The organism is Mesorhizobium sp. M2C.T.Ca.TU.002.02.1.1, from assembly GCF_003997225.1.
Map to the genome: position 1 here is coordinate 1 of NZ_RZTO01000717.1, position 3,178 is coordinate 3,178.

Here is a 3,178-nt window from a genome sequence, read left to right on the forward strand (position 1 = left end):
AGGACTGGGGGCCATATAATCGGAAAATGCATAGGCCCTTATGCGATAGTGCCACTTATGCGCGTTCTTGGGAACTGCTTTCCAGCTTAAAATTCAAACGTATATGGGGGAAAGCGCATATTCACGATGACCTTCGTGTGCTCCCGCGACAGGAACCAGATCGGACGTGCCGCGTCTTAGAGGCAGGTCCTTGTCGCGGTTGCGGAGTGACGTCGATGATCAGGCTCCTTGTTGTCGTCTGGGCGGCGCTCGCGCTCGCGTGCGGTGTCGCGCAGGCAGCGAGGCTGGAGCCCGACGCCGTCAATCAGGCGCAATTCAGCGAAGGCGAACCTAACGGCGTCAGCCCCATGCTGCTTAAGGCGCAGGTGCTTCTGGATCGCGCCCGCTTCTCCCCCGGCCTGATCGACGGCCGCGTTTCTCAGAACTTCACCAAGGCCGTCGCGGCCTTCCAGGCGGCGAACGGACTGCCTTCCGACGGCAAGCTCACGCGGGAGACCTGGGACAAGCTCGCGGCAACTTTCGCCGGCCCTGTGCTGACGACATACGACGTCACGGCCAAGGACGTGCGCGGGCCCTTCACCAGGCGCATTCCGGTTCGCATGGAGAGCATGGCGCATCTCAAGCGCCTCGGCTACCGCAACGCGCGGGAGAAGCTGGCGGAGCGGTTCCATGTCAGCGAACAATTGCTCAGAATGCTCAACCTCCGCGCGGGATTCAGCAAGGCCGGCACGACCCTGGTGGTGCCCGATGTCGGCCGCAGCGATCCGCCTTCACAGATTGCCGGCGTCGAGGTCGACAAGGCATCCCGCCAGGTGCGCGCGCTCGATGCCTCGGGCAAGGCGATTGCGGTCTACCCCGCTTCGATCGGCAGCGAGGAAAAACCGGCGCCGAGCGGCGCAGCCGAGGTCAAACGCGTGGTGCATGATCCAACCTATCACTACAATCCGAAATTCGCCTTCAAGGGGGTGAAGACCAAGCGCCCCTTCACCATCGCCAAGGGACCCAACAATCCCGTCGGATCGGTGTGGATCGACCTCTCGATCGAGAGCTACGGCATCCACGGCACGCCTGACCCGGGTCAGATCGGCACCACCTTCTCGCATGGCTGCATCCGGATGACCAACTGGGACGCCGAGGACCTCGCCGCCATGGTCAAGCCGGGCACGAAGGTCGACTTCAAGGACGAGGCCGCGCAAGAGGGGCAAACCAGGTGAGCACCGCAGGCCCCACGCCCTGCCGCGCGCGTAACCGCTGCATAAGCCCAATTTATCGTCACCCCTAGTTTTTGAAGACGTTACACGGTCTTTCGCCGCCTGTAGCTTTCAGCGGCACTTTGCTCTGAACAGTTGGATCGGTGGTTTGATGCAGACACATGCGCGGGTGGTGATCGTTGGCGGAGGATGCGTCGGCGCGGGTATCCTCTACGGCCTGGCCAAGCGCGGCTGGACCGATGTCGCGCTGCTCGAGCGCACGCAGCTCACCGCCGGCTCGACCTGGCATGCGGCGGGGCTGATCCCCTCCTATGCCCGCAACATCAATGTCGGGCGCATGATCAACAAGACGATCGAGATCTATGAGGGGCTGGAGGCCGAAACCGGGCAGCCGGTGGGCTGGCACAAATGCGGCCAGCTGCGCATCGCCAATTCCAGGGACCGGCTCGACGAGTTCAAGAGCTATATGAGCGTCGCGGAGGTGCAAGGCATGCGGGCGCACCTGCTCACGCCCGACGAAGCGCGAAAGCTCTGGCCGCTCCTCGACAATAAGGAGATGCTCGGCGCGCTCTACCATCCCGATGACGGCCATATCGCGCCGGCCGACGTCACGCACGCCATGGCCAAGGGCGCGCGCGACCTCGGCGCGAAAGTCTATCTCAACACCGAGGTCACAGGCTTCAAGCGGACGCCTGGCGGCGAATGGCTGGTCGAGACCAACCAGGGCGACATCACCTGCGAGCATGTGATTTGCGCCACCGGCAACTACGCGCGCCAGACCGGCGCGCTGCTCGGCCTCGATATCCCGGCGATCCCGATCCTGCACCAGTACTGGATCACCGAAGCGGTACCGGAGGTGGTGGAGCGCAAGCGCGCCGGTCGGCCCGAAATGCCGATCCTGCGCGACGAGGGGTTCGAGGGCTATCTGCGCGAGGAAGGCGACGGACTGATGTTCGGCCCCTACGAGCGCACCGAACACCTCAAGCTGTTCGCGGAGGACGGCGTTCCCTCCTGGTTCGGCGCCGACCTGCTGGAAGAGGATTTCGAGGCGGTGTCGTGGAACTGGGAGCAGGCGCTGCGGCTGGTTCCGGCGCTCGGGCGCGTCGGCATCAAGGCCAATGTGCGCGGCCCCTTCCAGATGACGGCGGACGAGCTGCCGCTGATGGGACCGGCCTGGGGCCTGCCCAATGTCTGGCTCGCCGAAGGCGTGCCCGGCGGCATCCTGTGGGGCGGCACGATCGGCTATTATCTGTCGGAGCGGATCGTCGAAGGCGGCAACAGCCTCGACACCTCCGACCTCGATCCGCGCCGCTTCGGCGACTACGCCAACAAGGGATGGACGCGCGAGAAGGTGCGCGAGGCCTGGGGCACGCATGCGGAGCAGAAATATCCCGGGCAGGACATGCCCGCCGCGCGACCGCAGAAGACCGCGCCATCCTATGACAGGCTAACCGGGCTCGGCGCGGTCTGGGGCGTGCTCAATGGCTGGGAGATGCCGAACTGGTTCGCGCGCGACGGGGTCGAGGCCAAGGACCAGTATAGCTGGCGCTGGACGGAAAAAGGCGTGTTCGTCGGCGAGGAGGTGCTGGCGGTGCGCAACGCCGTCGGCCTGGTCGAGATGACGCCGATGACCAAGTTCGAGGTGTCGGGCCCGAAGGCCGCCCAATGGCTGGACCGGATCATCGCCAACCGCTTGCCTTCGGTCGGCAAGGTGACGCTGGCGCACCACCTAACCGCGGGCGGCGGCGTGCAGGCGGAATATATGGTCGCGCGTCTCGGCGAGGACCTGTTCTACCTGATCTCGACGCCGCGCGCCGAGCGCTGGAATTTCGACGATCTTTCCAGACTGCTGCCCGCCGACGGCAGCGTGAGGCTTACGAACGTCACCAATGATCGCGGCTGTTTCACCGTGGTTGGCCCCAAGGCGCGCGAGGCGCTGCAGCCGCTGACCGAGATCGACCTTTCCA

General features: G+C 64.9%; 2 protein-coding genes. Both read left to right on the top strand.

What is annotated here, in order from left to right:
- Positions 1–215: 215 nt before the first annotated feature.
- On the top strand, positions 216–1,214 hold the full coding sequence (locus EOD07_RS28210; RefSeq protein ID WP_127237714.1) for a L,D-transpeptidase: 999 nt from the start codon (positions 216–218) through the stop codon (positions 1,212–1,214).
- 148 nt (positions 1,215–1,362) lie between these two features.
- On the top strand, positions 1,363–3,178 hold a 1,816-nt coding region (locus tag EOD07_RS28215; RefSeq protein ID WP_164772604.1), incomplete at its 3' end, for an FAD-dependent oxidoreductase.